The organism is Candidatus Defluviilinea proxima, from assembly GCA_016721115.1.
Classification (GTDB): Bacteria; Chloroflexota; Anaerolineae; order Anaerolineales; family Villigracilaceae; genus Defluviilinea; species Defluviilinea proxima.
In genome coordinates this window covers 443,748-469,927 of sequence record JADKIW010000001.1, presented here as the reverse complement: position 1 = coordinate 469,927, position 26,180 = coordinate 443,748, and the positions used below count along the sequence as shown (strand labels likewise).

26 protein-coding genes are annotated in these 26,180 nt (G+C 49.1%); 10 read left to right on the top strand and 16 right to left on the bottom strand.

All coding sequences use genetic code 11. The features are described 5' to 3' along the window. The first annotated feature begins 101 nt into the window (after nucleotides 1-101). From clcA to IPP66_02200, 8 genes are all read left to right on the top strand, one after another. A complete protein-coding gene (gene clcA, locus IPP66_02235; GenBank protein MBK9924086.1) occupies nucleotides 102-1,694 on the top strand; it encodes a H(+)/Cl(-) exchange transporter ClcA in 1,593 nt (530 codons plus the stop codon). Between the two features lie 294 nt (nucleotides 1,695-1,988). Further along, nucleotides 1,989-3,161, top strand: a complete 1,173-nt coding sequence (gene nhaA, locus IPP66_02230) for a Na+/H+ antiporter NhaA (GenBank protein ID MBK9924085.1) — start codon at nucleotides 1,989-1,991, stop codon at nucleotides 3,159-3,161. Between the two features lie 33 nt (nucleotides 3,162-3,194). Continuing rightward, nucleotides 3,195-3,653 (top strand): CBS domain-containing protein, encoded by a 459-nt coding sequence (locus tag IPP66_02225; protein MBK9924084.1) that lies wholly within the window; start codon nucleotides 3,195-3,197, stop codon nucleotides 3,651-3,653. A gap of 1 nt (nucleotide 3,654) precedes the next feature. After that, nucleotides 3,655-4,938 carry an ArsB/NhaD family transporter gene (locus IPP66_02220; protein MBK9924083.1) on the top strand — a complete coding sequence of 428 codons (1,284 nt, stop codon included), beginning with the start codon at nucleotides 3,655-3,657 and terminating at the stop codon, nucleotides 4,936-4,938. Between the two features lie 12 nt (nucleotides 4,939-4,950). Continuing rightward, nucleotides 4,951-5,289, top strand: coding sequence for a cyclic-di-AMP receptor (locus tag IPP66_02215; GenBank protein ID MBK9924082.1), 339 nt, complete (start codon nucleotides 4,951-4,953; stop codon nucleotides 5,287-5,289). Between the two features lie 15 nt (nucleotides 5,290-5,304). Further along, nucleotides 5,305-5,568: a cyclic-di-AMP receptor gene (locus IPP66_02210; GenBank protein ID MBK9924081.1), complete on the top strand. Its 264-nt coding sequence runs from the start codon at nucleotides 5,305-5,307 to the stop codon at nucleotides 5,566-5,568. Nucleotides 5,569-5,664: 96 nt separating this feature from the next. Beyond that, on the top strand, nucleotides 5,665-6,897 hold the full coding sequence (locus tag IPP66_02205) for a PD40 domain-containing protein (GenBank protein MBK9924080.1): 1,233 nt from the start codon (nucleotides 5,665-5,667) through the stop codon (nucleotides 6,895-6,897). Next, nucleotides 6,894-7,790: an ROK family protein gene (locus IPP66_02200; protein MBK9924079.1), complete on the top strand. Its 897-nt coding sequence runs from the start codon at nucleotides 6,894-6,896 to the stop codon at nucleotides 7,788-7,790. The genes IPP66_02205 and IPP66_02200 overlap by 4 nt, the downstream gene beginning before the upstream one ends. 40 nt (nucleotides 7,791-7,830) lie before the next feature. Here IPP66_02200 and IPP66_02195 read toward each other — a convergent pair whose 3' ends face one another. Next, complete coding sequence (locus IPP66_02195; GenBank protein MBK9924078.1) at nucleotides 7,831-8,709, bottom strand: alpha/beta hydrolase; 879 nt, start codon at nucleotides 8,707-8,709, stop codon at nucleotides 7,831-7,833. 3 nt (nucleotides 8,710-8,712) lie between these two features. Further along, the gene (locus tag IPP66_02190) at nucleotides 8,713-9,543 is read right to left on the bottom strand and encodes a pantoate--beta-alanine ligase (protein ID MBK9924077.1); all 831 of its coding nucleotides are present in this window, start codon (nucleotides 9,541-9,543) and stop codon (nucleotides 8,713-8,715) included. Between the two features lie 78 nt (nucleotides 9,544-9,621). On the opposite strand from IPP66_02190, the gene IPP66_02185 reads away from it, so the two are divergent. Further along, a complete protein-coding gene (locus tag IPP66_02185) occupies nucleotides 9,622-9,825 on the top strand; it encodes a hypothetical protein (GenBank protein ID MBK9924076.1) in 204 nt (67 codons plus the stop codon). 137 nt (nucleotides 9,826-9,962) lie between these two features. Continuing rightward, nucleotides 9,963-10,346: a single-stranded DNA-binding protein gene (gene ssb / locus IPP66_02180; GenBank protein MBK9924075.1), complete on the top strand. Its 384-nt coding sequence runs from the start codon at nucleotides 9,963-9,965 to the stop codon at nucleotides 10,344-10,346. Between the two features lie 129 nt (nucleotides 10,347-10,475). Here the strand turns inward: ssb and IPP66_02175 are convergent, their stop codons facing one another. From IPP66_02175 to IPP66_02110, 14 genes are all read right to left on the bottom strand, one after another. Then, entirely contained in the window at nucleotides 10,476-11,327 is an 852-nt protein-coding gene (locus IPP66_02175; protein ID MBK9924074.1) for a DMT family transporter, read from the bottom strand. An 87-nt stretch (nucleotides 11,328-11,414) separates the two neighbouring features. Beyond that, nucleotides 11,415-12,737 (bottom strand): hypothetical protein, encoded by a 1,323-nt coding sequence (locus IPP66_02170; GenBank protein MBK9924073.1) that lies wholly within the window; start codon nucleotides 12,735-12,737, stop codon nucleotides 11,415-11,417. 172 nt (nucleotides 12,738-12,909) lie between these two features. Further along, complete coding sequence (locus tag IPP66_02165) at nucleotides 12,910-14,274, bottom strand: hypothetical protein (GenBank protein ID MBK9924072.1); 1,365 nt, start codon at nucleotides 14,272-14,274, stop codon at nucleotides 12,910-12,912. Between the two features lie 60 nt (nucleotides 14,275-14,334). Further along, nucleotides 14,335-15,207, bottom strand: a complete 873-nt coding sequence (locus tag IPP66_02160; protein MBK9924071.1) for a CoA ester lyase — start codon at nucleotides 15,205-15,207, stop codon at nucleotides 14,335-14,337. A gap of 4 nt (nucleotides 15,208-15,211) precedes the next feature. Further along, on the bottom strand, nucleotides 15,212-15,817 hold the full coding sequence (locus tag IPP66_02155) for a hypothetical protein (GenBank protein ID MBK9924070.1): 606 nt from the start codon (nucleotides 15,815-15,817) through the stop codon (nucleotides 15,212-15,214). A 145-nt stretch (nucleotides 15,818-15,962) separates the two neighbouring features. Continuing rightward, a complete protein-coding gene (locus IPP66_02150; protein ID MBK9924069.1) occupies nucleotides 15,963-16,481 on the bottom strand; it encodes a hypothetical protein in 519 nt (172 codons plus the stop codon). Nucleotides 16,482-16,502: 21 nt separating this feature from the next. Beyond that, on the bottom strand, nucleotides 16,503-17,498 hold the full coding sequence (locus IPP66_02145; protein ID MBK9924068.1) for an SDR family oxidoreductase: 996 nt from the start codon (nucleotides 17,496-17,498) through the stop codon (nucleotides 16,503-16,505). Beyond that, nucleotides 17,495-17,980: a DUF1579 domain-containing protein gene (locus tag IPP66_02140; GenBank protein MBK9924067.1), complete on the bottom strand. Its 486-nt coding sequence runs from the start codon at nucleotides 17,978-17,980 to the stop codon at nucleotides 17,495-17,497. The genes IPP66_02145 and IPP66_02140 overlap by 4 nt, the downstream gene beginning before the upstream one ends. Before the next feature lie 201 nt (nucleotides 17,981-18,181). Beyond that, nucleotides 18,182-19,054, bottom strand: a complete 873-nt coding sequence (locus IPP66_02135) for a dienelactone hydrolase family protein (GenBank protein MBK9924066.1) — start codon at nucleotides 19,052-19,054, stop codon at nucleotides 18,182-18,184. A gap of 209 nt (nucleotides 19,055-19,263) precedes the next feature. Continuing rightward, entirely contained in the window at nucleotides 19,264-20,523 is a 1,260-nt protein-coding gene (locus IPP66_02130; GenBank protein MBK9924065.1) for a hypothetical protein, read from the bottom strand. 37 nt (nucleotides 20,524-20,560) lie between these two features. Beyond that, the gene (locus IPP66_02125; GenBank protein MBK9924064.1) at nucleotides 20,561-21,964 is read right to left on the bottom strand and encodes an MBOAT family protein; all 1,404 of its coding nucleotides are present in this window, start codon (nucleotides 21,962-21,964) and stop codon (nucleotides 20,561-20,563) included. Nucleotides 21,965-22,332: 368 nt separating this feature from the next. Next, nucleotides 22,333-23,250, bottom strand: coding sequence for an SPFH/Band 7/PHB domain protein (locus IPP66_02120; GenBank protein ID MBK9924063.1), 918 nt, complete (start codon nucleotides 23,248-23,250; stop codon nucleotides 22,333-22,335). Nucleotides 23,251-23,550: 300 nt separating this feature from the next. Then, a complete protein-coding gene (locus tag IPP66_02115) occupies nucleotides 23,551-23,883 on the bottom strand; it encodes a hypothetical protein (GenBank protein MBK9924062.1) in 333 nt (110 codons plus the stop codon). A 61-nt stretch (nucleotides 23,884-23,944) separates the two neighbouring features. Continuing rightward, nucleotides 23,945-26,131 carry a UvrD-helicase domain-containing protein gene (locus IPP66_02110; GenBank protein ID MBK9924061.1) on the bottom strand — a complete coding sequence of 729 codons (2,187 nt, stop codon included), beginning with the start codon at nucleotides 26,129-26,131 and terminating at the stop codon, nucleotides 23,945-23,947. Between the last annotated feature and the right edge of the window lie 49 nt (nucleotides 26,132-26,180).

The following is a 26,180-nucleotide window of genomic DNA, read 5'->3' as shown; positions in this document are numbered from 1 at the left end:
CTTACAAGGTGATAGTCTCTTTTTATTTACGGGGGGATACCGAAGGCCATGTTGTTCTATGGTATAAAAATTGAGCAGAATTTTTTCTAAAGGATATTTATATGACAAAAGAAAAGTCGACTGAAGTAGAAGAAGAAGTGGTGCGTTCTGAAATTCAAGAGTATCTCTATCTTCGACAACAAAGACGTCGTTTATTCCCACTCGCCGCGCTGGTGGGGTTGTGTGCTGGTATTGTCGCTATTTTATTTCGAGGTGCGTTATCTGGTGCAGATACCTTGCGGAATCTTCTGATAACAAAATCACATGAACAACCGATATGGGGTTGGATATTTCCCATCTTGTTCAGTGTATCTAGCGCCACTCTTTCCCTCGTCCTTGTGCGGCGTTATGCGCCTGAAGCCAAAGGGAGCGGCATCCCTTTTCTTGAAGCAGTATTACAACGCATACGGGAATTGAAATGGTCACGTATTCTGCCCGTTAAGTTCTTTGGCGGAATTCTTGCCATTGGTAGTGGTCTGGCATTGGGACGTGAAGGCCCGACCGTTCAAATGGGAGGTGCTGTAGGCGCCGCGATCGCAGATGGTTTGAAGGTGTCACCTCGTGAACGCCTGACTCTGATCTCAGCGGGAGCAGGCGCCGGTCTCGCTGCCGCATTCAATGCACCGTTATCTGGCTTGGTGTTCGTTTTGGAGGAAGTACAACGCGACTTTCATCCCATTGTGTTTGGCGCGGCGTTCTTGGCCGCGGCAGTAGCGGATGTTGTTGCACGCATCGGTGCAGACCCGTTTCCTGTTTTTTCTGTCCCTAAATATTTACCTCAGCCTATAGAGACATTGCCTGCTTTCGCAATCCTTGGAATTGTTGCAGGAGTATTAGGCGTCTTTTTCAATCGCAGTCTTGTTGCTTCGCTTGAGTTGTATGGTCGCATGAAGAATAAATATCTTGCTGTGGCCGTCACGGGGGCATTGATCGGCTTGATTGGTTGGTTTTCTCCAATGGCAATTGGTAATGGGCATCCGCTCGCAGAAATGACTTTGAGCGGCAAGATTGCTTTAACTGCCATTCCGTTGTGGTTCACGGTCCGCTTTTTGTTGACAGTATCCAGTTATGGAACAGGCGTGCCGGGCGGAATTTTCGCTCCGTTATTGGTGTTGGGAGCATTGATCGGTCTTGCAGTGGGGAAGGTCGCTGTGCTGGTTGTGCCCTCTGCCAATGTGACGCCCGCCGCGTTCGCAGTGGTTGGGATGGCGGCATACTTTATAGCAATCGTCCGCGCGCCGTTGACAGGCGTTGTGCTCATTATCGAGATGACCGGTAATTATGAACAAATGTTGCCGTTGTTGATCAGTTGTTTCTTTGCCTATGCTGTTGCAGAATATCTCAAAGATTTGCCGATCTATGAAGTGTTACTGGAACGTGACCTCTTACACGAGGGGGATCAGGCCAATCCAACACAGCCCATCGTCATGGACTTTACGATCCAGGAGGGAGCCCCATTTGATGGAAAACCCGTTCATGCATTAGGCTTGCCTGCTGGTTGTATTCTCGTTCGTTGTTCAAATGGACGGCGCGAATGGGTTCCCAAGGCCAATACTCGTTTGGAAGCCAACATGCGTATTACTGCTGTGATCGAGCCCGAAGCATCACATGGCCTGTCCATTTTGCGCCATGGTTGTGAAGCATCTTATAAATAAACAGGGACAAAAGGGAGACTTGGATAAATCAAACGCTTCATGATAATTCCAGCAGATGCTGACCACAGTCACTGCTGGAATTAATCAAAGCCGAAAACATCTATGGTATAAAAATTTGTGGGATTGAAGGTCATTTTAAGGAGGGGAAGTAAAAGGGAGAATGGAAGATATATCTGTATGATATATGCTTTATCTGTAAACCCTTTGGATGAAAATCAAGATTATTGTATCTTTTACTTATATGCCAAAGGAGTGTTTTCAATGCGAGAGAAAATAAGACCCATCATCAAACCAATGAATCGAAGGTTGACGAAGCTCTTTGTTGAATTTTTTGAGAGCGAGAAATCTTCAGGAATTGTTTTGATTCTTTGTACGATCACGGCAATTGTTATTGCCAACTCGCCATTCGGGAAAAGCTTTATAGATTTCTGGCATCAGAAACTTGGGTTTAATTACAGTGGCATTGTTTTGAAATATAGCATTGAGCATTGGGTTAACGATGGCTTGATGGCGATCTTTTTTCTGTTGATCGGCCTTGAGATCGAACGAGAGATCTATATCGGCGAATTGTCCGATTTGAAAAGCGCCTCTTTGCCTATTGTTGCGGCGATCGGCGGCATGGCTGTACCAGCTCTATTTTATTTTCTGCTCAATCGAGGGACCGTAACACAGAATGGAATCGGTATTCCCATGGCAACTGATATTGCCTTTGCATTGGGCGTGCTTGCTTTGCTTGGAAAAAGGATACCTCCTTCTTTGAAGATTTTTCTCACCGCGTTAGCCATCATCGATGATCTGGGCGCGATTCTCATCATTGCCCTGTTCTATGTGGGGAACTTTTCGCTCATCTATTTCATTTTGGCTTTGGCTGTGTTCGCGGGATTATTGCTCTTGAATCGTCTTGGTGTGCAGAGATTGGCCTTTTATCTGATCCCCGGCGCTGTGATGTGGTACTTTATGCTTCAGTCGGGCGTCCATGCTACCTCAGCGGGAGTCCTTTTGGCATTTGCACTCCCGTTTGGTGATGGTAGTGAGACTTCCCCCTCTTATAGATTGCAACATTTCCTGCATAGGCCGGTTGCTTTTATTATTATGCCTATCTTTGCATTGACCAATACCGGTATTGTATTAAGCGGAAGGTGGTTTGAAAGTCTGACAGTTCCCAATAGCCTGGGCGTCTTTGCTGGTTTGTTCTTTGGTAAGCCTTTGGGTATTTTCGTGGCTGGTTTTTTGGCAGTCAAAACACGCATATCCCAGCTATCGAGTGATATAACTTGGAAACATATTATTGGTGCAGGCTTTTTAGGTGGTATCGGGTTTACCATGTCGATCTTTATTACTTTACTGGCATTCGATAAAGCGGATGTCATCCAAAGTACCAAGATCAGTATTCTGCTTAGTTCGTTATTGGCCGGCATCACAGGATTTCTGATCTTGAACATACGGCCATTTGACAAGGCTAATTAACTCATCAGGCGTGTCGACAAACAAGGAGACTTCATGAATATCAGCAAACATATGAAACGTCAGGTTGTTTCCATTCCTGTAACAGCGACCATCCGCGAAGCCGCCGCGATCATTGTCAAAAAGCACATTGGCCTTTTGCCGGTGGTGGATAAAAATAATAAACTGGTCGGTGTGGTTAGCTTGCGTGATCTTCTTAACCTGGAATTACCCGATTTCGTGCAATTTATCGAAGATGTTGACTTCGTCCATGATTTTGGGGCAGTAGAGACCACTCGCCCTGCGGCGAAGACGTTGGCTAAGTCTGTGAAGTCGCTGATAAAAGAAGCGGTCACTGTGGATGAAGAGTGCGGTTTACTACGTGCCTATGCCTTGATGTTGCAACATAACCTGCACGATATACCGGTCGTTTCCCAGGATGGCACTTTGGTTGGGGTGGCCTCTCGCGTGGATATTGGCTCAGCCATCCTCTCTGCATGGGAGAAGGTGGATTGAGATGGTGGCTCCCGTATTCGCGGGTTTGATCTTCGTTGTCAGCCTTGCATTGATCTTTATTGAGAAGATCAATCGCACCATCATTGCTTTTGCCGGGGCCATGTTGATGATCACATTGGGGCAGGTCCTCCATTTTTATGATATGAAGTCTGCCATCGAAGCCATAGACTTTGAGACGCTTGGCTTGTTGATGGGCATGATGATCATTGTAGCCATGCTTGAGCCAACGGGTTTCTTTCAGTATCTGGCCGTGTTGGCCGCGCGCGCATCCAAGGGGAAGCCCATGCGGTTGTTCATATTGCTTGGAAGTGTAACAACCCTCCTTTCGATGTTCCTCGATAATGTGACAACAGTTGTATTGATCGCGCCTGTGACTTTGCTTATCAGTGAAATTTTAGGCGTGAGCGCCATTCCCTATCTTGTGGCAGAAGCGATCCTGTCCAATACTGGCGGCGTAGCAACTTTGGTGGGCGACCCGCCCAATGTTTTGATCGGCTCTGCGGCTGGCTTTTCGTTCAATGATTTTCTTATCCATTCTCTGCCAGTTGTCGCAGTGGTGTGGGCAGGAGCGTTGTTCTTATTGCGCTATTTATTCAAAAAGGAATTGTCGAAACGTCCGCGCAGTGTGCGGGCGGTGATGAGACTGAACCCAGCGCAATCGCTCAATGAACCTGAAACTGCAAAAAAACTCTTGATCGTGTTGGGAGCGGCGATCTTGTTTTTCTTTGTGCATCATCTTTTGCAAATTGAACCCGCTTTTGTGGCACTGGGGGCCGCCGCTGTTGCCCTATTATTAGTACAGCCAGATATGCATGAAACGCTTCGAAAGGTGGAATGGAATGTGCTTGTCTTCTTCGGAGCGCTCTTTGTAATGGTTGGCGGGTTGGAAAAAGCCGGGGTCTTTGAATCAATTGTCGGGTTGTTTCGAGGCGCATCCAATGTCAACCCGGTGTTGTTTGGCGTAGCCATGATTTGGATGGTGGCGATCCTTTCGGCGGTCGTGGATAACATCCCGATCACGATTGCTTTAATTCCCATCATTCAAGGCTTGGGCGAAACGGGAGTCAATATTGCGCCGTTGTGGTGGGCGCTGGCGTTCGGTGCGGGCTTTGGTGGTAACGGCACGATCATTGGTTCGACTGCCAATATTATTGTTGTGACCCTCTCTGAAAAAACACGCAAGCCCATCACTGCAAAGTTATGGATGCAACGTGGCCTGCCTGTAATGCTTTTGGCTTGTACAATTGCCAGTATCCTGTATACTATCCTATATAATTGGTTTTAATTTGGAGGATGTATGGATGTTCCGGGGATCAAATTGTTAATGCTTGCTGTTGTTCAGGAGCAGGACCGCGATGACGCAACCCGCTCACTGGAGAAGTTAAACCTGCCTGTGGTGTATCTTTTCAGCGCAGGTGGATTTCTCGGCCGTCGTAACGCGACTCTGTTGATCGGTCTGCGTGATGGGAAAGAAGAGATGGCAATTCGGGTTTTGCAGGAAACATGTAAACAGCATATCGAGTATCTGACCATGCCCTTGGACGGTTCGCCTCTTCCCATGCCGACGCCTGTTCCTGTTACTGTGGGTGGAGCTACCATTTTTGCCTTGCCTGTGGAACACTTTGAAGAATTCTAACGTGGAGCCTATACCATGAAAATGATCGTCCTTATTCTGAAAGACCATGACGCTGATGAAGTCACACAGACGTTGACATCCGAACAATATCGCGTAACGCGTGTTGCATCCACAGGTGGATTCATGCGGAGCGGTATTGTTACGCTTTTGTTGGGCGTGGTGGATGAACGCTTGGAAACCTGCCTTGAATTGATCCGTGCGAAACTGCCTGCATTGCCTTCGGGCGAAAAACGCGCCACACTCTTTGTTGTCCCTGTGGAACGTTTCGAACAAGTGTAATAGTTTCTTTACATCGCTAAGACACGGACATACTGAGAAATGAAACTCTCTGTGTCTCCGTGTCTTAGTGGTTAAATCATTATTGATGAGGTGCTTATGAACAAAAATTTCCGTTTTATTGTTTCTCTTTTGGTTTTAACAGCGACTGCTCTTGCCTGCGCCCTGCCTATTGGAACAGGTGATAGCGAACCGACAACCGATCAAGTGGCGACCATTGTAGCGGGTACGTTGCAGGCGCTCACCCCGGTTTCTTCCACGGTTGTGCCTGACGCACCAAGTGCCACCCCTGCACCCGCTGGGATATTGCCTCGCAGTTTATATTACATCGGCTCCGATGGTTCCGGGCTGGCGCAGGTCTTTCGTGTGGAGCGGGATGGTGTGACAACGCGCCAGATCACATTCGAACCGAGTAATGTCAGTTCGTTTGATGTCTCGCCTATCGATGGCAGTATGGCTTACGTAGCGAACAATCAGCTTCTGTCCATCAATGCGGATGGCTCCGGCCGCAGTCTGTTGGTGGATGGAGGCGTGGTAGACCCGAACAATCAGATGTCCACCAGCATTAGTAATCCTGTATTCTCGCCCGATGGGTTGACCATTGCCTACGGTCTGCGTGGCTTGAACCTCTATTCCATCATTGGCGGTACACCAACGACCGTCCTGCCGCAACAAGTGGACGCATCCACAGGGATGACACGTGAAATGTATGTGCCGAAGAACTATTCACCCGATGGCACAAAGATTCTCATTACAGTTGCCATCCCTAATAGTGATGGTATCTCTTCCGGTATTTATGTCCCTGCTACAAACTCGTTGGTCCGTATCAGTGGCGAAGGGGCGATCTTCTGTTGCGCCAAACAGGGATGGACCCCCGATAGCGCCGCGTTATTCTCTGCCAACCCAAGTTTGGGTATGTTTGGCTCGGGTCTCTGGCGTGTGGATGCTGTAACTGGTGCGATCACCACTCTGATTCCCAGCGATGCTGGAAGCGGCGCGTACAACCTGCCCGATGAACCCTACCTCGCACCTGATGGTCAGTTGTATTATTTCTTTTCTGCCGCACCCTCACCCGATGGCTTTATCAACCGTGCCCCGTTGCAAATCGTCCGCTCGGCGCCCGATGGTGTAACCGGGAGAACTGTTCTCAACCCCGAAGGCCTACAACTGATCAACGAAGTGCTCTGGGCACCAGATGCCAGCTTCGTCATCATTGTCTTCGCGCCCATGCAGGATGTGTACGTGGGTGGGCAGGCAGAAGTCACGTATTATGATGGTCGCCCGCCAGTGATACTCACAACCTATGCACAAGATCTAAAGTGGGGCCCATGAACAAACTCTTTGGCGGTATCGAAGGTGGCGGTACCAAGTTCAACTGTGTGGTGGGAACCTCGCCCGATGATATTCGCCGCGAAGCCCGAATTCCCACAACCACTCCTGAAGAAACATTGGGACAAGCCGTCTCCTTCTTCAAACAAGCAGAAGCAGACTTTGGCCGACTCTCCGCTTTGGGCGTTGCTACGTTCGGTCCGGTCGACCCGGAGCCTGCTTCGCCAACCTATGGCTTTGTCCTCCCGACGCCCAAACCCGGCTGGTCGAACGCGAATGTGTTGGGCATGTTGAGATCGAACTTTGATATTCCCATTGCCTTTGATCTGGACGTAAACGGCTCAGCAATGGGCGAATGGACGTGGGGAGCAGGGCAGGGACTCGACACATTCATCTATATCACGGTCGGCACTGGCATCGGCGGCGGTGTGGTTGCGAATGGAAAACTCCTGCATGGATTGCTCTGCCCCGAAATGGGACACATCATGATCCCGCACAATAGAGAACGTGACCCGTTCGAAGGTGCATGTCCATTTCACAAGGATTGTTTCGAAGGGTTGGCATCTGGTCCCGCATTGGAAAAACGTTGGGGCCAGAAGGCAGAGACACTTCCGCTCGATCATCCCGCCTGGGAATTGGAAGCGCATTACGTGGCATTGGCACTCGCGAACTTCGTCACGACCCTTTCGCCACAACGTATCATCATCGGCGGCGGCGTGGGTGGGCGGGAAGAACTTCTCCCATTGATCCGCAAGAATGTGCAAATGATCCTGAACGGGTATGTTCAATCGCCAGCGATTACAAAGAACATTGACCAGTATATTGTCCCGCCCGGTCTTGGTAGCCGTGCCGGCATGTTGGGGGCAATTGCATTAGCAGAAAAAGCAATAACGTAAGGGCGGGGTCTCCCCGCCCTTTGTTATCGGCGGAATGCTCTTATTTCCCCAACAAATACCTATCAAAGAACCCGATCACCTGCCGGGTATATTTCTCCTCATACGTCCCATACATCCCCAAATGACCGACGCCCTCCTCCAGCCAAAGCTGACGTGGTTCACTCGCCGCATCAAATAACCGTTGCGCTGAATCGAGTGGAACCATGGAATCGGCCAGGCCTTGAATGAGAAAAATCGGGCGCGGACTGATCTTCCCGATTTCATCCACCGGCCGAACCCTATCAAAGCCTACATCAATCGCTCTTTCAGCGAAAAAGCGGATCAATGGTCGCATGGGCGGGAGTGTGACCCGTAAATTCATTTCATCTTCCAATGCCGCAAAGGGACTATCTGCTACGAGCGCCTCGATCTGCGGATATTGGGCCGTCGCGCGGACCATCGTCACCGCGCCCATCGAACCGCCCCACGCGCCGATGTGTTCCACGCCCGGTTGAGAAAGCGCAAAATCCAGCGCGGCTTTGGTATCGATGACTTCATAATATCCAAGCGAGGAAAAATCCCCTTCACTTTGGCCGTGGGCGCGGAAATCCCATGCGAGCACACCATATCCCTTTTGGGCAAACAACAAAAAGTACTCTTCAGAGCGTCTATCGCCGTATCCGTGTGCCACAAGGATGACCGCTCCGTTTTGCGGGGGCGTATACCAAGCCGCCAGCTTGACGTTATCTTCTGTGGTCAAAGTCACGTGCTGAGGGTACATTCCCTGTGCATTCAACAAGCCTTCCGATACAGCCTGCCGTGTTGGGTGTAGATAGTTCTGGGTTTGTTGGTAGCTGAACCACACCAAAGTCACTGCGAACATGACCAATAGTGAAACTACCGTCATGATGCCGAGACGAACCCAGTAATTGGCCTTCATACCTTACCCCAGCACAAAATTATCGATCAAGCGCGTCTTCCCGATAAATACCGCCATCGAGAGCAGTGCTTTGCCTTTGACCTCGGCCAACTCTTCCAACGTGTCGTAGTCGGCGCAGGAAACATATTGTGGTTCTGCCAACGGTTCGCTCGCCAACACCTCTTTCATCTTTCCCCTGATCTTTTCGGCATCACGCTCGCCGCCTTCATATAAACCCTTTGCCGCACTCAACGAGCGGAAGAGCACCGTGGCGGCCTTGCGTTGTTCGGGGTCAAGGTACACATTGCGGCTCGACATCGCCAAGCCATCCGCTTCACGGGCCGTGGGGCAGACCACAACCTCGAGCGGGAAGTTTAGGTCTCTCACCATCTGGCGGATAACTGCCACCTGTTGCGCGTCCTTTTGGCCGAAGTAAGCCTTATGCGGTTGAACTCCATTGAATAATTTGGCGACGATGGTTGTCACACCCTTGAAGTGGCCCGGCCTCATAGAGCCTTCCAGTGGACTTGTGATCGCATCTACCTCCACCCAGGTCTGATACCCCTTCGGATACATGATCTCCGCTGACGGTATCCACACCAGGTCTGTGTAGGGTTCGATCAGGCGTAAGTCGCGTTCGATATCACGCGGATACTTCGAGAGATCTTCCTTTGGCCCGAATTGGGTCGGGTTGACGAAGATAGAGACGGCAACATGGTCGCACTCTTCTCTTGCGCGGCGGATCAGAGAGAGATGCCCCTCGTGTAGAAACCCCATAGTTGGCACCAGACCAACCGTCCCTGAGAAAGAGAGGCGGGCGGAGCGTAGTTCATCCAAGGTTGAGACGTTTCGCATAGTCCATTCTCCAGTGTTGACAGATATAGAAAATATGTGCTAAACTCAAGTTCCAACTAATTCAAACAAGGAGAAAAAATGGCTTACGCACATACTAATTCAAAAGGTACTACCTACTACCTGCATTCCAACGGCAGGATGTTCTTCTTCTCGAAAGAGGTCAAAGAGAACGCGCTTGATGCTCTACCCGCTGGATACAACGTGGTCGAGATGAAAACGGGCATGCTCGTTCTGAAGAAGATCCAGGCTGAGGCTGAGAAGCCTGCTGAGGGTCAATCGTAATCAAAGTATAACCCTGTTCGTAATCCAGCCTGTTCGATGGCTGGACAAAAAATATGCGCTTTTAGATAAAAAAGGAGATTTGATATGACACTTAACACTGCATCTAAAAGAACCTGTAACCAGAAAGTGAGGGGATCATGCCAGCACTAAACCGTGTGCAACTGATCGGCCGTTTGGGTAAAGACCCCGAAAGCAAGTACACACCCACAGGTAAGAAGGTGGCCCATTTTAGCCTTGCTGTTTCTCAGCGCTGGAAGACTGGCGGCGAGATGAAGGAATATACCGAATGGGTCAACATCGAAGCGTGGGGACGGCTCGGAGAGGTCTGCCAGGAATACCTCAAGAAGGGAAGTCTGGTGTACCTCGAAGGCAGGCTCAAAACGGAGAAGTTCGAGGGCAAGGACGGCGACACGAAGTACTTCACCAAAGTGGTCGCGTTGACGCTCCAGTTCCTCGACAAGAGAGACAAAGATGAGCCGATGATGACCATCGAAGAGGATGCCGTGGATTACGAGGCGTAATTCCTTTTGGAGTCAGCCAGCTCGCTGGCGGTATATACGGGAGCAAGCTCCCGACTCCAAAAAGTACAATTGAATAAAAGGCGTCCCGTGCATATGCGCGGGACGCCTTTACTTTTTTAGAGCGGAAAACTATAGCGTAAACAACACAATGGCGATAAATGCCAGTACGATTCCCATTCCCTGCACTACAGAGATCTTTTCTTTCAGGAATATCCAGGCCAGCAAGACCGTGGACGCGGGGTACAGCGCACCTAGAACGGCGGCCACGTCGATGCGGCCGGTGTGGGTGGCGAGAACGTAAAAGGCGTTGCCCATAATGTCTATCACACCGTTGAGGATGCAGAACGTCCATGTTTCGCGCGGGGGCATGGCAGGTTGACGTGTGATGAGCGCGAAGAGTCCGAGTGCGATACAGCCTGCCAAGCGTGCGGCGGTCAATGGCCAGAAGAAGGCGTTGATCGTGGCCTTGTGGACGAGGATAAAGTAACAGCCAAAGAAAAGCCCTGAGAGTAGCGGCAGGCGTAGGTTGGAGATGGTGCGAAGTCCTCGAAGGGGAAAACGCCAGTTTGTGGAGTCCGTTTGGGAGATAAGCCAGACCGCGAGAAAGGCGAGTCCGAATCCGATCAGGGTGGCGAGGGAGGGGAGTCCCAGTGTGAAAATGCCGAAGAGGACAGGGATAAGCGCGGCGAATAACGCAGAGACGGGTGCGGATGTGGTCATTTGGCCTTCGGCGAGGGCGCGGTATAAAAAGATAAGCCCCGCCAGGCCGACGATGCTTGCAAGCGCGCTGATCAACAGGTCATTGATGGGGGGAATGGGTTCGCGCAAAATGATCGCGAGGAATAGAAATGGAACGAATCCCGCGATCTCGGCGAGATAGAGAACGCGGATCGCGCTGGTCTTTTTGGTTGCCAGCCCGCCGATGAAATCTGCCGTGCCCCATGATGTAGAGGAAAGCAGACCGTAGAGGAGGGAGATCAAGTTAGGTTTCCTTGTTAGAAGATAAAAATATCGCCCTGAGGATTGGGCTCAGGGCGATATGGGTTTCAAAGTTCTTGGAAGGCAATTTTACTTGTATCGATAGGTTTCCCACCAGTTTACCAGATACCCATAGATCACCTCGTCACCTTCAGAGAAACCTGCAACGGCGACTGCAATGCCTTCAGTAGGTTGTACATTGACGTAATTCGTCGCTCTTCCATAGCGGCCGCGGACGGTTTTCATGCTGATCTCTTTGATCTGTTTCGCTGTGTATGTCTTTTCGCCCATAAAGGATTCGAAGACAAGTTTGTTGGGTTTAACCGTGATCTGGTTGGTGCTGAACAAGGCAAATGCAATGAAGACTGCTCCGATCAGGCCGATGGCTATGCCAGCAAACTTTTCTTCCATGGTAATGGTTGCCCACGCGCCAACCAGACAGAGGGGAATTAACAAGAAGAATACGGAATACTGCGCGAAGAAATTTTTCCTAAAGACCTTTGTTTCTTTCGGCATCTGTGTTGATGTAAATGAAGGTCCGCCAAGATCGTTTGATGCTACTTGGTTATCTTTTATGCCTAAAAGGTCAGGGCGCTTTTGGCGTAGTATCTCAACAATGGCGGGGTATCCTTTTAATTGCGTGGAAACTTTTAGTGTTTCACCTTTGCTTGACACCAAAACTAAGTTGCGTTTTGCTCCGTTGGGTTTGATCTGAGCCATGTCGCCCCAGCGCATTTCCGAGCCGCCTAACATCTTCATAACGCGTATTCCTTTATCGCTGACTTCAATACCGGGTGGCAACGATAAAGTCGTGAGGCCAAATAATACACCTAATGCAAGAAGCGGTAGACCAGCGGAAAAGCTTTCAGATGCGACCAAGAGCCCTCCACAGCCAAAAACTATGACAAATAGGTACATCACAATACGCCAAACGATTGGATATTTGAATACGATTGGTTTTTGAATGCGAAGGATTGATGGTTTCGGTGTCTCGAACGTAACTTGTTCTCGTAGAGATGATTCTATTGGCTTTGCAGTTTGCTGTATGGGTGCTGACGCCGTAGCTTTTTTGGGCTGTGTTATCTCCTTCTGTTGCACTGGTGCTGGTGGAGGAGAGACAGGTTTGGGCTGAGCGACTGGCGGCGGAGGTTCCATCTGTGCGAGAAAACTCCCCATGGCCATACGGTCCAGTTTGAGTAACTCTTCGCGGGCAACCTTGTTGACCGGGTCTAATGAGAGTACACGATTGTAGATTTGTCGTTTGCGATCTGGTTCATCGACAAGACTCCCAAGTAACAGAGTCGCTTCCAGATCGTTGGGGTTGGCCATCAGCACCTGCCTGAGGTACTCCGTAGCCTGTTTTTTGTTGCCTTGCCTGGCGGCATCCATTGCGGCTTGTATGAGTTGATCCATTCTAAGATTCCCTTCTACGATGAATTACATATGTCAATGTGACATTTTGTTAACGCGTTGTCGTCTTTCTAAATTAAGGGATTGTTGTTTCCCTAATCATCACCCTTGTAATGACAAGATCGAGATCTAAACCCCTGTTCCAGGCTTATCCCCTGGACCATTTCAGAAGTGCTTATGCATTTCGATAGGCTTCCCACCAGTTGGTCAGCGAACCATAGATCGCCTCTTCGCCGTCCGTGAATCCCTGCACGCTGTAGTTTTTGCCATTGGCCGTGGTGATATTTACGTAATTCACAACACTGCCGTACCTTCTACGCACTGCCTGCAATCTAATATCGCGGATCTCTTTTGCACTGAATGATTTTTCTGTGAACAGCGATCCAATGGTCAATTTGTTCCCGGCTATCTTGACGCTATTGGTCTGGAAAAACGTGGCAAAGAACTGATAGATACATATAAGTGCCACGAGCATGCCGCCCAAAAAAGTTTTATTGTCGGCAGATGGGGCTGCTCCGGCGGATACGGCGAACAAGCATAATGGAATAATAAATATGAGGATGCCATATTGCATGAAAAAGCTTTTTCTGAAATTCCTTGTGCCTTTGAATGCAGGGGCAGACCATGTTGCTGCTCTTGCACCATTGTCATAACTTGCTCCATCGTCAGTGCTGGCGCTGACTTGTGCTTGTGGTCGTGGTGCCATGCCGAATAGATCGGGGCGTTTCTGCCGCAGGGTTTCCACGATTTGCGAATACCCAGTCACTTGAGAGGAAACATACACCATTTGTTTGTTTCGTTTGGTCAGTTCCATCCTGCTCTTCATGGTATTCGATTTCATCTTGACGATCTCATCCCATTTGGCTTCACCGCTTGAGAACAAGCCCGAAGTGCGAATGCCTGTGCTGGTCATTTCCACGGTTGGTAGAACGAACATGATGACGATCAAAAATAAGGCTGAGATGCCAATGAAGGACATGCCAACGCTGAACTCACGGCTGAAGAGCATCAACAAACCGATAGCCCCGAAAAGTGCTGTGGCAATGTACATGAAAACACGCCAGACGAGCGAATATTGGAATACCTGTGGTTTTTCGTTTCCCTGTTTCTTTTGGGATTTTCTTGGAGCAGGCGTTTGCGGTGGGGCCTTTGTTTGGGGAGGTGCTTGTTTAACTGGTTCAGGTTCGAATGCTGATGGATCGTATGAATAGTAGGATGAAGATTTTTCAGGCTCGTATGATTCTGTTGAAACAGGAGCAGACCCATCTTGAGTCAGACCGAAGGTGTCTGCTGGGTATCCCATCTCGGCGCGGTCCATATCCTCCAACTCTTCACGCGCCACCATGTTGACCGGGTCCAGTGTGAGCACGCGCTTCAGGCACTGACGTTTGCGTTGAGGATCGTCGACAACTGCGGCCAATACCAGCCACGCATCCACATCGTTTGGATTGGCGTTCAAGACTTGCTTAAGAAAAGCCAAGGCCTTGGCGTTATCTCCCTGTTTGGCGGCTTCGATTGCAGATTGAACGAACTGGTGCATAGGGCTCCTGTATTGGTCTCACTTTACCAGAGCCGCCGCATAGCTGACAAGTTACTTAAATCACAACTTCCTTGCAGACCTTGCACGATCAAGAACTTTTTGCGCGTTCTTGAGGAGCGGCATGTCGATCATTTTGCCATCGAGCGCGTATGCACCCTTGCCTTCTTTTTGACTGGCTTCAAATGACTCGACAATTCTTCTTGCGTAGGCAACCGCTTCATCGGATGGAGTGAACGCCTCTTGCGTACCCTGAACCTGATTCGGGTGAATGATCTGTTTCCCGCTGAAACCGAATCCTGCTCCCTGCTCCGCCTCAGCGCGGAGACCTTCGGCATCCTTGAAATCAATGTAAACCATGTCGATGGCTTGCAGATCGTTCGCCGCACAGGCAGTGACAATAGCCTGCCGTGCATAGAGCACCTCGGTCGCTTCCTTCGTGCGGATCGCGCCGATCGACGCGGCATAATCCTCCGCGCCAAAAATGATGGCTTCGAGACGTTTGTCTGCGCTCGCGATTTCTCGCAGATTCAAAATTCCCTTGGCGGTCTCCACTCCGATCAACAAACGGATACTCCCGAGATTCAACTTGTTCGAGAGTTCATACGATTCGATCTGCTCGCTGACCCATTTCACCTGTTCTGCCGTTTCGATCTTCGGCACGACAATGGAATCAGGCTGTGCCGCCAACGCGGACGCCAGATCATCCTTCTCGAATCCTGACCCGATGCTGTTGATGCGGATGCATCGCTCCGAGTCGCCGAAGTTCAATTCCTTCATCGCCTGTGCAATGACCTGGCGAGCCTCCGCCTTTTTGCTGAGAGCGGTTCCATCTTCCATATCCATGCAAATAGAGTCCACACCAAGCGTGGTTGATTTTTCGATCTTGCGCCGGTCATCGCCGGGGATGTACAGTAGTGCGCGTCGTGAATGCATAAAACTACTTCCCTTTTTCAGCCATCTTTTCATCAAGAGAATGAAGTATTTGATTCCCACTATCCAGTGCCCATTTCACAGCTTGGTCATCTACTTTTGCTCCATGTACTGCTGAATTTAGCATTACAACCATATCTGAAAGTACGGAGTATTCTGAACCGGTGAGAATATTATTCTCCATCAAAATTCTTGATAGTGTTCCAACACCAGTTCGATGTGAATTGATGTTATGTGATTTTGCTATCTCAATAAGTCGCTTTTCGATTTCAATTCTTAATCCTGCGAGGGCAAGATTTGGATCTTCAAATGCGATTTCCTCATAAACAGGCTTTTTCGTGCCTTTTTTCCGATTGGCGCTCTTAATTGTTGATGGCTTAATAAGCCCAGCCTTTTTAGCTGAGTCAGTTACCTTTTCTAACTCTTGATATTCGACCTTAACGCCTCCGGGTAACTCGATAGCTCTGAATAAGGAACCAAGCCAGGGGATAATTGCAATGACAAGTAAAGCCACTGTGATTAAGTCTATTGTTAGGTCTGGCCAAACAATGTGTACTATAACTAAAACAATTGCAATAATTGAAATTACAAATTGAATGGGTTTAGCTTTCATATTTCATCCTTATTAAGAAACATCGCCGTTCTCTCGAACTCGACCGTAATTGTACCTTCTGAACAGCATTGGGCCTTGGCTTGGCTTCGCGTATCTTGACGATCTCACTCTTGGTGTATATCGCATCCCCATGAAATATTGAACATCAACTGCACATCCTGCGATTTTTGAGTTGGAATTCTGTGTCGGTGGTGATGAAGTCGAAACGATTGCACTTGTCGTTGATCCAATTATCGGCGGCTTGCGTGCCGCCATCTTCGAGCCACATGGCGTTGGCCGAGCGGACGTTGAAGTAGATCTCGGCGAGTAGCCCGCCATTGCCGGGGAAGATGGTGACGTGTGTGACCTGATATTCCGTGATGATGCCGCTTGCGATGAAGCCGTCCATGGTTTTGGTGAAGATGGCATTGGCGACGGGTTCAAGGGAGAAGGCTTGAGTTTCGGTTTGCAGGATCGCGCCAAAAATGAGCGGGTCTTGTGTTGGCGCAGGGATGGGAGTTTCAGTCGGAACTTCGGTCGGTGTTGCAGTGGGTGTTTCTGTCGGTATGCTGGTTGCGGTGGGAGGTGGGAGAGTGGTAGTCGGTGCAACGGGCTGTGATTTGGAGCAAGCAGAGAGGAGAATGACGAACACAAGTAGAAGAAGTTTTGTGCGATAGATGTTCATATAGCGAGGTGTTTTCCTTGACTATTGATTTAGCAGGTTGAGTAATTCCTGCTCTCTTTCGGACCTTAATCCTGCACGCCATTCATGATCTGCAGGACGTGTATTCGCCCATGCGAGCGTATCGCGCACGGTATCTTCCAATGGCCGAAACTTTAGGCCTGCTTTGATCCCCTTTGATACGTTCATGCGTGAGAACCCCTGACTCTCTTCATTGTTTGGAATCCACACGGGCATGTCGCTCCACTCGGCGACGTTGTTCTGTTTCAAAAACTCAACGGAAGCCCACTTGAAGTTCGCATCGCTTCCACTGATTTGTTTGCATGTTTCAAGCATCGCGCCCAAGGTCAATTCGTACTCGGGGCCTGTTGCGTTGTAGATGCCTGTGGCTTCTGTTTCGATCAACTTGATGACGAAATCAGATAAATCGCGCACATCAATGATCTGCACAGGTACATCAGGTTTTTCAGGCGCGAGCACATCTCTGCCTTTGGCAATTCGCACAGGCCAATAGGTAAAGCGGTCGCTTATATCATTCGGACCCACAACAAGCCCAGGGCGCACGACCAATCCACGGTCACCATACATGTCAAACACTAACTTTTCGCACAACGCTTTGAGTGGACCATAGGTCTCGCCAGTGATCTCCTCGACAGTTTCATCTTCCAATTTACCAACAGGATCGGATTCATCGATGCCGATCTTGCTCAAAATGGAATCAGGATATACCGAAATGGATGAGATGAACACATAACGCCCCACGCTTCGCTCTAAGCCGACAGCTGATTCGTGGACGATGCGCGGAACATACCCGCAAGTATCGATGACGGCATCCCATGCACGGTCGGAAAGTTTGTCAATGTCATGTTCGCGGTCGCCGAGAATGACTTCGATGTTGGGAAACAGGTTCGGGTTCGATTTGCCGCGATTGAATAGCGTGATTTGGTGTCCGCGTGCAAGAGCAGAGTTTACGATGTGACGTCCAAGAAAGCGCGTGCCACCTAAAACAAGGATATTCATTGTTTGACTCGGGTGAGTTTCGCTTCGGTGGCTTTGGCCTCTTCGCCTTCGGGGGTGATGTTGTAGGCAGTGATGGTGAGATGATCTTTATCCAGCAGTTCCACTTCGGTGCGCCAGCCCCAGTCCGGCCCGCCGGTGGGATCGGGATAAGCGCCCAGGACAACGAATCCATTTTCGCGGGCCGAGCCAATGCAGAACATGATGCCGGTGTTGTTGTGGAATGAATCCACCCAACTGGTTTCGTATTGTTCGAGGGTGGTGTTGTATCCGAAGGTGAACATGCCGTGTTGCGCTTCGCCATCAATGGCAGATTGATACAGGAACAGCGCAAAGCGTCCGTCGAGGACGAGTTGGATGGTGCCGACGAGCGGCGCTTCACCCGCGAGCTTATCTGGCTCCAGCCAGAGTTTGGATGTGCCGGTCCAGCCGCCTGCAAGTTGGGCGAGGAAATGATGGGGGGTGGATGATTGAGGGAAAGTCATGGTTGATCCTCATGTGTGGGATATGTTGGAAAGATAAAACGCCCGTTACGGGTAAGTAGTGTTTCCATGTGGCGAGTGTAGCATAAAACAGCCCGTACAAAATCAAACTGTACTTACTTTAGAGATTGAGACGATAACCTCTGCTCTCGCCGCCGTCCTCGGCGCCGAGGACGGCGGCGAGAGCAATTTTAGGATGGATACTTACTTTAGAGACTGGGACGATAACCACGGAAAAAGTTCGGACTCTGTGTAGGCCCGTCCGCTAATGTCATGGTCGCCATCTGGGTATATAGTAAATTGGACATTGCCTCCGCAGGTTTTCAACGCGTCGACCAGCCCCTGTTCCGCTGATATCGGCACGATGGAATCTAACGCTCCATGGAAAGCCCAAATAGGGACATTCTTCAAGTCACATAGATTGTCTGGAACTCGAAAGCCTGATGTGTCACCGATGAAGCCCATCACGGGTACCAGTGCGGCAAAGCGACCGGGGTGACGTAGTCCATATTCCCAGGTCCCGTTTGCACCGAGGCTGACGCCCGTCAGATAGACGCGCTTTGGGTCCACCATGTAGGTGGATTGGATTTCATCAAGCAAAGTGAAAACTGACTCTTCTACTTTTTCACGCGTCCAATAACTTTCTGCGTTTGTATCATTCAACTGTGGGGAGAGAACAATGGCAGGAAAGTCAGGCGTGAACTCGAGAATTTGTGGCAAAGCCTCAAGCTTGAGGTATTCTATTTTCGTGCCGCGCGTCCCTGAGCCGTGCAGGAAGAGGATCAACGGCCATTGTTTTTGAGGGTCCTTCCCGTATTCTGCAGGCAGGAAGAGTAAATAGCTCCGCCCCGCCTTCTCGGAAGTAAATGGATGTTGTCCCGTAGTGAAATTGGATGTTGTAGGCGTGGGGCTCTCCACAAGTTCAGGCGTTGGGATGGGTGCCGAAGTTGCCGTGGGCTCAATAATCAAAGCAGGTGCGGGAGATGATGTGCTTTGTGGTGTTGGGGTGGGGGATGTACATCCAATCAGGATGCTGATAAATAATGGAAGAACAATGAGCTGTAAGAGTTTTTTCAAGATCGTCCTTTTCTGGTTTCCATGTATTTATGGAATTGTGTAATGAGTTGTTTGAATTCAGGGAAATGCGTCAAGAGTTTAGCATAATTTGTCACGGAGACACAGAAAATTGTTTATGATGAACTGAGCATGTATTGATTAGTATGTCTTATTCCAGTATCTAAAACTCTAAACAAAGTGTTTGAAAAAACACATCTATCCTTAGATACTTACTTCGTTTGTATCTTGGACCATTGCAACGCCATCTGGATACTAGGAAGCAATTGGTCTATGACTGCCTGCGAAGCATTTTCCCTGAGGTGCATGGTATCGTAAAATCCATCTTCTTTCATGCTTGTAATGGGTTGGTAGGTAATTAGATCAATGAACCAGACGTTCTTATGTGAGCTTTTCAATCGATTCACGAGATCAGTCAATAATTTTTGACATTGATAAAAGCGATCATCGGTTAAGATTATTTTCTGTAAAACGGCTTCGTTGAGTGGGCTTTGGTACAATACAACACCGATATGATTTTGTTCAGCGGTGGATACCAACTGTTCCAACAGGTCTACTCCCTGTCTATCTAGCTCGGTACAAAAATTTCCAGCGCCGGAATATTTGTAATCTTTCAAATCCGATTGCAGGGTAGTGCGATATTCCTCCGGGGTGACGGGTTTCCTTATGCCGAAACCATCTGCCTGAAAGGTTATTGCTTGTACTTTGGGTGTCAAAAACGGATGTGCTATTAAGTATAAAGAGTCCGAAACCGATTGGATTGACATAGTATCTTCACCGTATGCGAAAAGAACCTCTTTTTGCTGAGACAAAGATAGATACGGTAGCGCTACAAGAGGTTGTTTTGCGAAGGTTTTTTGTGCTGCTGTTGCCGTGTTTAACCCGGAAGGAATGTAGGCGGCAAGATCAATGACCAAGACTTGTGGTGACCGCTGTCCTTCTTTTTTCTTGCTTAGAATATATTTTAGTTGCCAAAAATAATCAAATAAGGTCGCGCTTTCTACAGAAAAATTGAAGGCGTTGTAACCTGTTTTCTGGTAGATATATTCAGGTGCAAACGTAAAAGCGCGCGATGAGCCGAGAATGATAATTTGCGGGTCGTAGTTGGTTTTTTCATATAAGGCAGTTTTGATATTGCGAGCACGGATGTCTAAAAACAAATATCTTTGCACAGAGAAACGATCATGCGGATTGGCATAGTAAGTCATTGAGAATGAAATGAATAAGATTGAGGTAAAACCGATTAACCAGAACCGAGTTGTTTTTATAGAGAAGTTATGTGTCTTCAGACTTGAATCCAAAACAAGCATCAGCAGAATTAATAAAACTGTACCGAGGTAAACTCGATTGAACAATGCCGTGAAATCTATCCATCCTATACGCGATAGATCTTTTCCAAAAAACGTGGTTACCAAGAGATTTTCGATTACTACGCTGGCCGCCACAACCCAATATATCTTTTTCTTGTTCATTGTGTTATTTCTCCACTGCTAATATTTTCTTGGTACTTTAGAATTGGGCGTAGAGGAAATCGAACCCGTGCTGAATTGCCAGCAAAGCGAGCGCGGTCAGCAGTCCCCAGGTTAACATTTGCCACCAAGTAAATCTGTGGTCATCTGCGAGTAACGTGGCGGCTTCAGAGTAACCGGAAAAGGCTAATGGTATAGCTGCGAGAAGCACGAGGGTCGCGTTATGCTGCCAGAGTTGGTAAAGCAAATCAGGGCTTCCCAGACCGTGCATACCACTTAGCCCAGCTAGTAAGTGGCGGAAATATGCCCAACTGGGACTCATGAACAGCGCCCAACCAAACAAGAGGCTGATAAGCAGAACTGAGCGACTGAGCCAGTTTGGAACTTTAATCTGACTTTGTTTCCATCTTACATTTAAGTTGAGTAGCACTCCATGGTATATACCCCATAGCAAGTAACCCCAACCTGCGCCATGCCATATACCAATCAACGCCATGGTCGTCAAGTTTGTAGCATACTGAGCCCATTCGCGATGGGTTGGACCCCATTTTTTTAGAAGTAAGCGACTGATAGGCGAAAACAAATAATAACGAAACCAAGTTGAAAGGGAAATGTGCCAGCGTTTCCAGAATTCAGAAATATCCTGAGCTAGGTATGGACTGTTAAAGTTCGCTGGTAGCTTGATTCCGAATAGACTGCTGACGCCCAGCGCCATATCTGTATAACCTGAGAAGTCAAAATATAATTGGGCTGTGTAAGTGATCAGGATATACAATGCTGGGATTACACCAGGAAAATTTCCTGGTGTATTGATGTTTGATGTCAGTAGTAAACCAAGTTGATCGGCGATTAACACTTTTTTAACCAAACCATAGGACAGTTGAACCAACCCCGCGGTGGCCTGCTCTTGTTCGAGGTGCTCCGGTAAATTGGAAAATTGCACGGTAATCTCTTTGTAACTGCTGATCGGACCGGCGCTAATTTGGGGGAAGTAGAACGAGAAGGTTAGGAATGACCAGACTTCACTCGCAGCAGGATAACGCCCAGCTTTTACATCCAGCAGGTAACCTATATGCCTGAAAACATAAAATGAAATTCCCAGAGGCAACCCTAATTGTAATAGTGGTGCGATAAGCCCGAAACCGGCTGCGTGCATTAATTGATTAAAAGTCGTTATACCAAAATCTAGATACTTAAAAACGAATAGTGCTCCTAGGTTGAGAATAACCCCGGGCAGGTACCAGCCTTTTTGTCCGGATAGGTAGGTTAGGAGCGAAATGGCAAACAATAGTAGTCCAAATTCCCAACCGGCGGCAGTATAAAAAAGCAAGCTGATAACCAGTAGGAACAATAGCTTGTTGCGGGATGACTTGAAGAGCCGATAATATAGCAGCAACGTCAAAGGTAAAAAGATCAGGATAAAAAGATGACTGGCAAAAAACATTAGGCTTGCTCCAGATACTCACGGTTTTTCAACGCCCCATCTATTGTATGAGGTGGAATAATAGTCATAGGATGCGCCGAGTCTAGCATAGTTTTTGTGTCTGGTATGCGAAGATATGATAAATATGCTATCTTGTTGAGAAAAATAATGATAGCCATGTGAAACTTGCGTTATTTGTTGTTAAGATATTGCTTTGACTTGATGGACACGCCTCTACAAAAACACTGTGTTACTTTAAAACACTTAAGATATCGTTCGATCTCCTCATACATCGCCTTGCAATAATACGATGGCCTTCGCACATGGCATAGAATAGTTTAAAACAAAACGGACGGGATGTCCCGTCCGTTTGAGAAATGTTGTATTTGCTAAGGGGCAGGAGTGGGTTCTTGAAGGTTTATAACGGGCATTGAATCGCCGTCGCTGATGATCCATTTGCTATTGTCCTTGAGTTCCTGCGCGATCAGCACTTGGATGTATTGTTCACCAAGAGCCCCTTTATCTTCCAATTCTTGAAGTATGATCCGCAAGGCTTCGGCTTGGGCTTCTGCTAGTTTTGTGGTTTGATAGGCTTCCCCTTCCGCTTGCTTCTGTGCTGTGTAGAACTGACTGTCTGCCAGAGTCCGTTGTTGATCGGCCTCGGCCGCCGCCTGTTCTTGCAGTTGTTCGGCTACCATCCTGTTCTTGATCGCTCCTACCACTTCGGCAGGCGGCGCGGCGTTCTGAATTTGAACAAGGATGAATTCAACGCCATATTGTTGTTGTTTCTCTTTCAGGATGGACATGACCTCTGCGTTGATCTCTGCGCGACTGTGCATCACCTCGTCCATGTGGCGGGTGTTGACCACATCTCTGAGCGTGCCCTGCACATAGCCTGCGACGATCGCGTCCGGGTCCCACACTTCAAGTTGATATCGTACAGGGTCAATGACTTTATAGGTGTAGAGAAGGGACACATCCATCGTGACATCATCAGCGGTCATCGCGGCCAGGCTGTCAATTGTCCCTGAGCGTTCGATGACGTTTACGATAATCACTGTATCTACAAAGGGGATTTGACCGTGCCATCCGGGTTCATCTACATTAATAAACTTTCCGCCCCTCAAGTGGAGTCCCCTCTCGTAGGGACGGATCTTATACACCGCCGCTCGGGCCAGCGAAAAGAGAATTCCCGCAACGACGATGACAACCAGAATGGTCAGCGCATTTTTTGTTATCCTGTCCAAGCATCCCTGCGCCAGATTGGGATGTTCGGGCTTTAGGTCGGTTTGGGCATTTTGTGACATGATAGTTCTCCATTTGGAACCGCAGATAGATTCGGAGCACAGCGCGAGAAAGAATACGCCCATATTCCACCCGTTTTATTGCATGTACTTGGATCATATCGGCCGTTCGATATAATACCCACGATCACAAATTGTGTTCTTGCATCTTCGAAAAAGCGCAAGTTGTGATCACACTGAGTATAGTTTACTCAATATCACTATATAGAATTTTTTTTGTGATGTCAACTAGCACTTGTCACGAATAGGTTACAACTCGCTCGGATTAAAACAAAACGGACGGGATATCCCGTCCGTTTGTGATTAGGGGCCGACCAGGTTGGCCGCCCAGATGAAAATGTATAACAAAAAGGGTGGGGCGAAGGATAAGCCTGAGAGCACACCTGCAAGAACATTCTTGCGTTTGGCGAATGCGATCCACGCGATAATGACAAGGACCAGCGGAATGATGGGGTACGACCAGACCGCGATGACGAAGGCCCATGCTTGCGGGCTTTCGCCTGAGTCAAATGCCATGACGGAGAGTCCTGCCATGACTACCCAGATCAAAAGTGAGCCGAGGGCCAGAATTTGAGACACGATCATCCAGATGATGAGGCCGGTCCGTTTGGGTTGAGGGGTGGGAGAGTCGGTCATTGATGTTTCCTTTATTTCCGGTGGTTGATTGCGAAGGTATCGAAACCGCCAGGGTGAATTGCTATAGTATTTTCAAATTCGCCAGGCTGGCCGATAAGCGTTTGATGCCAACGCTGTTGAAGACCACATCCACGATCTCATCGTCATCTTGGATCTTGCTGTCGAGGATGATGCCTTCGCCCCAACTCGGGTGCTTGACACGAGTCCCAGCGCGGAACTTTGATTCGATAACAGAAGCAGTTGTCGGCTTGTTATGAAGCGCCCACTTTGATTCGGAGGATGATGTGCGGCTCGATCCAAATGAAGAGGATGGGGAGCGTCCAGTGCGCGTCTTTCCCACAAGCAGATCGGCAGGCACATCATCTAAAAAGCGTGAAGGATACGTCTCTTCGGCCATGCCACGTCCGCCACGTTGGATGGAACGCACGAGATAAAGTTTATCTTTCGCGCGTGTGATGCCGACGTAAAAGAGCCGCCTCTCTTCTTCCATTTGTTCTGGTTCATCGAACGAACGGCTGTGTGGCAGGATGCCGTCATCGAGCCCAACGATGAAGACCGCGCCGAACTCGAGTCCTTTTGCGGCGTGGAGCGTGAGAAGCGTAGGGACGTTGCCCTCGGCGATGGTGTCTTGATCGGAGATGAGCGCGATGTTCTCGAGAAATTCATCGAGCGTGCGCGTGGAATATTCCTCGGCGAGACGTTTGAGCTCAAGCACGTTCTCCCAACGATCTTCGCCCTCCTCGGAGTTGTCGTCGATGTATTCTTTGAAGTTGATATCGTTGACGATGCGATCGAAGAGTTCAGGGATGGTGAGCGTCTGTGCGGCGATACGCCACGTGGCAAGCATGCCACCCACATCGGCAAGTGATAGTGCTGCACGGCCTGTGAACGCAGGCCAGTACGAAGAGTCCGCGCCGCGTGCGAGATCGAGAAGCACATGGCCAGGTTGCAAGTTGTTTTGACGCGCGACCATATGTAATGTAGTGAGCGTCTTGTCACCGATGCCACGCGGTGGGACGTTGATGATGCGGTCAAGGCTGGCTTCATCGGCAGGGTTGTGGACGAGCCGCAGGAAGGCGATCACATCTTTGACTTCGCGGCGTCCATAGAAGCGTTGTGCGCCGACCAAACGATAGGGTAGGCGCGCTTGCAAGAATGCTTCTTCCAACAAACGTGACATGGCATTGGTGCGATACATCACTGCGCAGTCGCCCGGCTCATATTGACGGGATGCGACAAGTTGCGCGATGGTATCTACAACGAACGATGCCTCTGCATAATCATCGGGCGCTTCATAGAAGAAGACCTTATCGCCCGTGCCTCGGTCAGTGAAGAGTCGTTTTTGTTTGCGGTTGCGTGCTTTGTTGATCACACCCATCGCGGCGTCAAGGATGGTTTGCCGTGAACGATAATTCTGTTCAAGCAGAATTGTCGTTGCATCAGGGAAGTCCTGCTCAAACCGTTGGATGTTGCGCCAGTCCGCGCCGCGCCAGGCATAGATCGATTGATCGGGGTCGCCCACACAATAAATATTCTTATGATGCGAAGCAAGTTCCTTGACCAATGCGTATTGCGCAAGGTTCGTGTCCTGGAACTCGTCCACCAATACATGACGAAAACGTTGTGCGTATTTGTCTCGCACGGCAGGTAGTTCTTCCAACAAGCGCGCGGTATACACGAGAATATCATCGAAGTCCACCGCGTTGCTGGCGATCAGTCGCTTTTGATATTCGCCATACACACGCTTCACCACTTCATCTTTATACGTGGGGGTGGGATAATTATCTGCTCGAATGAGTTCATTCTTTGCGCGTGAGATCGCGGCGTGCACGCTCGCAGGCCGATACAACTTTTCGTTGATGTTCATCTCGCGGATCACGCTTTTGACGATGCGTTCTTGATCGTCCGAATCAAAGATCACAAAATTCGATTCGATGGGAAGATGCTCCGCTTCACGGCGCAAGATGCGCGCACAGATCGAATGGAACGTGCCGAGCATGATTCCCTCAATAGCCTGATCGGGAAGCAAACGTTTGACTCGTTCTTGCATTTCTTTCGCGGCCTTGTTTGTGAATGTGACAGCGAGAATCTGCCATGGGCGGACTCCCTCGACCGCAACAAGATATGCGATGCGTTGAGTCAATACGCGCGTCTTACCGGACCCCGGTCCTGCTACGACTAAAACAGGCCCATTCTCCGCTGTGACCGCGCTTTTTTGTTGCGTGTTGAGTTTATCTAGAAAGTCCATAGAGAAATAGAAAGTAGAGAGTAGTCTATCACAAACCTACTCTCTACTT